A 6,000-nucleotide genomic window follows, 5' to 3' on the forward strand; every position below is an offset into this window, starting at 1 on the left:
GATATGTTCTAAGTTCTAAGTTTAAGCTCTAAGCTCTAAGCTCTAAGCTCTAAGCAATACTGAGAGATTAAAGCTTGATAGTAAACTCTTCTCCAGTATTCTCGGCAATCACCAAATGACTGCGCGTCTCGATGTACTCTATCTGCTCTTCTTCAAGAGAATATGGCATAACAACTTTGAGCTCATTGATCCCTTCCAGCCTAGCTAGCTTAAGTAAGGTAACAATGTTTGACTCATCACTTTTACGCGTCGACATTGATTTTAATGCCATCTGCCATAAACGATCTTCAGGGCTTGCTAGCTCTTTAATGCTATCTCGCCAGACGGTACTGAATACTGGCGCAATTGTGGTTAGTGCTTCCAGAAAAGTCCATTTTTTACTGCATGAGGCGCCAAGAAAGGTTGTGTAATCGAACTCTACACGCGTCTCTATCTGTTTTTCCATGATGTCCCCCGACACTTTGACAACACAATATACTCAATATCTATCAACTCTTTCTTTATAGCAATAGGATATAGAAGAATAGTCTTTTATGACCTTTTGATTGGTTAAAAAGGCATATAAAAATCAATTTTGTAACAAAATAAGCACTGAATAATCATATATGCACCTATTTGATTAATATTTTAGAGATAAAACTTATCTATCTATTTTATATCAATTATCCGGCTCGCTTTTTTGTATTGAATACGCCAGCCAGACCATGTTGGCAGCTCCCAACGTTTTGGTGATAACTTTCGGCTACCCGATTGATAGTGTACGTAAATCAGCTTTCGTGCGGGCAAGTATTCTACATCAAGTTGCAAGTCGGCAAGGCTCAGTGCAAACGGGTATTTTTCAGAGAACTCTGAATAGAGCCAACTTGGAATCCCATCGAAAGGTATGTCTGCATGGTCGAACATTTCCAATTCGCTCACATCAGTGACACCTAGCACCTCAAGCTGCTCTATCAACCATAGCTCAAAGTTAATGTTCTCAATTTCTGGTGTGTATTGGGTTTGTTCATCGAGACCGAGTTTCACATAAAGCTGCCAGTGTTTGATTTCTTGAGTGCGAACCTTTGCAAAACCGGGAAGTTGGACGCCTTTTAACACAAGATCGACAATAGGCTTTAATGATAGTTGCCCTTCAGCCGCGACGAGCTTGGTCGTAATTGTACGGCCTGCGTACACCAAAGCCATCTCGGTAAAGACACCATCATCATTTACTCTTGTTTCACCTTGCTCCCAATCTCCGAGTTCAGCTTCGATGATAAGCTCAAGAGGAATAGGTGCCGTGACCGTCGCTAAGGTCAGTGTTTGCTTAACACCTCTTCCCGGCAAACTATGGGTATCAAGCACCAACATCGCTTGTGCATTGTCCGGGAAACGATTCTGACGGCCGAGTACGACCTCTAACACTCCATTAGCAAAGGCTTCTTTCCTCTTCAGTCGGCGCACAAACACCAGCTCAGGATGCAAATGCACAATAGTCTTAAGCAGTTCAATACGTTGGAAACGTGACGCGACTTCTAACTGAGGAAGTTCAAACACCTCACGCATTTGCTTTGCCAGCCCTTGTGCTTCATTCAGTGCCTGTTGGTCGATTTCTAAATGCGGATAATCGCGACCACGAACAATCTGAATTAACAGGCTTAAGTCACACCCTTCTTTCTCTTGCTGAGCGAGTGCTTCAAGATGTTCTGCATTGCTCGGCAACTGATACAAACGAGCAGGAACGGACAACGCCGCGGTGAGATCGACCATCGCTTCTTTTAATGCTTTGGTTTTGATTCGAGTAACAATATCGGCATACAAAGCATCAATCGGCAGCGGATACAGCTTTTTGCCATGCTCGGTAATTTGATGGTCGCTATTAATCGCCTCCATCGTGAGCAAGGTTTGAGTCGCGCTGTTTAATGACTTCTCAGGAATAGGATCAAGGAAGGACAAGCTCTCAAACGGAGCACCACAACATGCCGCGGCCAACATAGGTTCTGTCAGCTCTTCACGCTGCAATTCAGGTGGTGTGACTAACTCTAACGCCGCATGTTCGCCATATAGACGCACACAAATGCCATCCATCACTCTACCCGCACGGCCAGCTCGTTGTTTGGCACTCGCTCGTGATATGGATTTAAGCATCAGTGTGGTTCTTCCGTTTCGTTGAACGGTACGTCTTTCTAACCCTGAATCTATCACCACGCCAATATCAGGTATGGTGAGGGAGGTTTCAGCAACGTTGGTCGCCAAAATGACCTTTCTCAGGCTATTACCTTCAGTATTGATATTACGACCCGATAACGCTAGATCTCGTTCTTTTTCACAGACCGACGCATGCAATTTCACTACTTGGATGTCTGGATTCTTTGCCAAGGCTTGTTCACATTGCACGATCTCTTTTTTACCCGGTAGGAAAACCAAGATATCGCCATGTGAAGCGATCAGTTGATGATTCACTTCTTCAGCAATGCGTTGCTCTAGATGTCGAATATCGGGCAATGCTCTTGACTCATTCGCCCTGTGTTCAATAGCAACTTGATAAGTTCGGCCTTCACAGCTAATTCGATTCGCATCCAAGTAATCAGCAAGACGCTCCCCTTCAATGGTTGCTGAAGTGATCACCAAGCGATGGCTCTCTTTTTGTTTGAGAATCGCCACCAGCAGATCAATGTCCCAGCGCCTCTCGTGAAACTCATCCACCACAATCACATCAAAACTGGCTAATCCGTCTTCTGATAACCAACGCAGCGCGATACCGGGAGTCACAAAAACAACGTTCGTTTGCTCGTTGTACTCCGACTCAAGCTTAATCGCATAGCCAACCTTGCTACCAAGCTTCTCACCCGATTGCTGTGCGAGGTATTTAGCCAATGACGTACACGCGATGCGTCTTGGCTCCACCACCAACACTCGTCCATGCTGGGAAGCCCAAATTGGCAAACGCGTTGATTTACCCGATCCGGTTTCAGCTTCGACTACAAGGTGAGAATTGGCGATTTGCTCGTGGAATACGTTTTGATAAGGATCGATAGGAAGTAATGACATAAAAAGGAGGCGTCGCGAAAAAGTGTGAGCGAAGTATAACGAATTATGGCGCTAGAATTCGATAAGTGTGGGACATGGGTAAGAATATCATTTTGTTTGCAAAGATCGGAGGGAAACTATTTACAATTGAATAACTAAACCGTTATCATTTTTCGGTTACCCTTTCTCCCATATTAGGCATCCAATGAACAACGATAAACGCCCTCTATATATCCCTTATGCTGGTCCTGCTCTACTAAGTACCCCTCTTCTAAACAAAGGCAGCGCATTCTCTGCTGAAGAGCGCAGTTCTTTCAACCTTGAAGGCTTGTTACCGGAAACGACCGAAACAATCCAAGAACAAGTAGGACGTGCATACAAGCAATATTGTAACTTCGAAAGTGATATGGATAAGCATATCTACCTTCGTAACATCCAAGACACTAATGAAACGCTTTTTTATCGTTTAGTTCAAAACCACATTTCTGAAATGATGCCTATCATTTACACGCCAACGGTTGGCGCAGCATGTGAGAACTTCTCAAATATTTACCGTCGTGGCCGTGGTCTGTTTATCTCATACCCGAACCGCGATCGTATCGATGACCTACTGAACAATGCGACAAACCACAACGTTAAAGTTATCGTGGTTACGGATGGTGAGCGTATTCTTGGTTTGGGAGACCAAGGTATCGGTGGCATGGGTATTCCAATTGGTAAGCTAGCATTGTACACAGCTTGTGGCGGTATCAGCCCAGCTTACATGCTACCTATCGTGCTCGATGTGGGTACAAACAACCCTCAACGTCTTGCAGACCCAATGTACATGGGCTGGCGTCACCCTCGTATTACAGGTGCTGACTACGATGCATTCGTTGAAGAGTTCATCCAAGCGGTTCAACGCCGCTGGCCTGATGCATTAGTTCAGTTCGAAGATTTCGCACAAAAGAACGCAATGCCACTGCTTGAGCGTTACAAAGATCGCCTCTGTTGTTTCAACGATGACATCCAAGGCACAGCAGCCGTAACGGTTGGTTCTCTACTTGCAGCATGTAAAGCAGCAAACAGCAAACTTTCAGATCAACGCATCACCTTCTTAGGTGCCGGTTCTGCAGGTTGTGGTATTGCTGAAGCTATCATTGCTCAAATGGTGTCTGAAGGTATCAGCGATGCACAAGCACGCTCTCAAGTTTACATGGTTGACCGTTGGGGTCTGTTACAGGAAGGCATGCAAAACCTGCTTGATTTCCAACAGCGTCTCGTTCAAACCAACGAAAACACCAAAGACTGGGAAAGCGACGGCACTGGTTTCTCTCTACTAGACGTTGTTCGCCACGCGAAACCAACCGTATTAGTTGGTGTATCTGGTGCTCCAGGTCTGTTCAGCAAAGAAGTCATCAAAGAGATGAACCTACACTGTGAACGCCCTATCGTGTTCCCACTGTCTAACCCAACAAGCCGTGTTGAAGCAACTCCAAACGACATTATTCGTTGGACTGATGGCCAAGCACTGGTTGCGACAGGTAGCCCATTTGAGCCAGTCACTCATAACGGCACCACTTACCCAATCGCCCAGTGTAACAACAGCTACATCTTCCCAGGCATTGGCCTTGGTGTATTGGCTGTGAATGCGTCACGTATCACTGATGAAATGTTGATGGAATCAAGCCGTGCGCTTGCTACGTGTTCTCCACTTGCTATCAATGGTTCAGGTGCGCTACTTCCACCATTGGAAGAGATTCACACCGTATCTAAGAAGATTGCTCTTGCCGTTGGTAAGAAAGCGATTGAACAGGGCGTTGCTCTAGAGATCACTGAAGAAGCTCTTCAACAAGCGATTGACCAGCACTTCTGGCAGCCGGTTTACCGTCGCTACAAGCGTACTGCATTCTAATAAAGCGTGCTGCGCTCTGAATAAAAAGCGCACTGCGCTTGGAATAAAGAGCGTTAACTACTCTTATAAGAGCCTCTGCAACTGCAGGGGCTTTTTTCTTTACACTGTCTTGTCTTTTTAACTGATTTTTCTCATTTTTTTTTGGTATTATCGAGCACTCAAAAATTAATGCTCAGTCAAAGGACCATACCGAGAGTGAAATTTGATTCTCACATTATCCGTAGCTACATAAAAAAAGCTTACAAAAAACTGCAAGGTTTTCTGTTTGGCGCTTTCCTCGTGTTCTTAGTTGGCAGCGCTGCGGTTATTGCGATCGATTATTGGGTTTCATGGCAAGCGGAAGATCGCATCATCTACGATATTGATGACGTGCCCGAGCTTGAGGTCGCGGTTGTGCTTGGCACAAGCAAATATCTGGGTAGAACACTCAACGACTATTATAAACACCGAATCGAAGCCGCGATTGAGCTGTTCGATCGTGAAAAAGTTGACCAATTTCTACTGAGTGGCGATAACGCTCATCGCTCTTACAATGAGCCGTGGACGATGAAACGCGACTTGTTGAAAGCGGCTGTCCCCGATGAACGCATCAATCTAGATTACGCAGGTTTTAGAACCTTGGACTCGATTGTTCGCGCTAAAAAGATATTCGATACTGATAATTTTCTGATCATCACTCAGAAATTCCACTGTGAAAGAGCGCTCTTCATCGCCAATTCTTACGATATTCATGCGCAGTGTTTGGCGGTTTCAGGGCCAACCCACCATTCGGGAACCTCAATACGTTTACGTGAAGTGTTTGCGCGCACCAAAGCATTCCTTGATCTGTATATTATGGGAACAACGCCAAAGTTCCTTGGACCTAAAGAGCCAATTCAACCCAGTCCAAAACCGGAATCATTTCCGATTCCAAATCCTATTACTGACCCGACTGTAAACCCTGTTGTTGACCCTACAGCAAGCCCTATTTTAGAACCAGCAGAGACCGATGTGTAGAAAACTACACATTTTGAATTTGTTGCCTCACACTTCCCCATTGTTAAGCAAAAACACACCAACACTCCTTTATTAACTTGAGTAACATTCTTCCAACAAAGTCT

The 6,000-nt window shown here is 45.0% G+C and carries 4 protein-coding genes; 2 read left to right on the forward strand and 2 right to left on the reverse strand.

All coding sequences use genetic code 11. The features are described from left to right. Nucleotides 1–67 precede the first annotated feature (67 nt). Together H5300_RS24970 and H5300_RS24975 are read right to left on the reverse strand one after the other, a co-directional pair. Entirely contained in the window at nucleotides 68–445 is a 378-nt protein-coding gene (locus tag H5300_RS24970; protein ID WP_004733416.1) for a hypothetical protein, read from the reverse strand. A 203-nt stretch (nucleotides 446–648) separates the two neighbouring features. Further along, a complete protein-coding gene (locus H5300_RS24975; protein WP_182797183.1) occupies nucleotides 649–3,027 on the reverse strand; it encodes a helicase-related protein in 2,379 nt (792 codons plus the stop codon). A 184-nt stretch (nucleotides 3,028–3,211) separates the two neighbouring features. Between H5300_RS24975 and H5300_RS24980 the strand changes: the two genes are divergently transcribed. Further along, a complete protein-coding gene (locus tag H5300_RS24980) occupies nucleotides 3,212–4,900 on the forward strand; it encodes an NAD-dependent malic enzyme (RefSeq protein ID WP_004733414.1) in 1,689 nt (562 codons plus the stop codon). 195 nt (nucleotides 4,901–5,095) lie between these two features. After that, nucleotides 5,096–5,896, forward strand: a complete 801-nt coding sequence (locus H5300_RS24985; protein WP_182797184.1) for a vancomycin high temperature exclusion protein — start codon at nucleotides 5,096–5,098, stop codon at nucleotides 5,894–5,896. Nucleotides 5,897–6,000: the final 104 nt, after the last annotated feature.

This window comes from Vibrio sp. SG41-7, assembly GCF_014164465.1.
Classification (GTDB): domain Bacteria; phylum Pseudomonadota; class Gammaproteobacteria; order Enterobacterales; family Vibrionaceae; genus Vibrio; species Vibrio splendidus.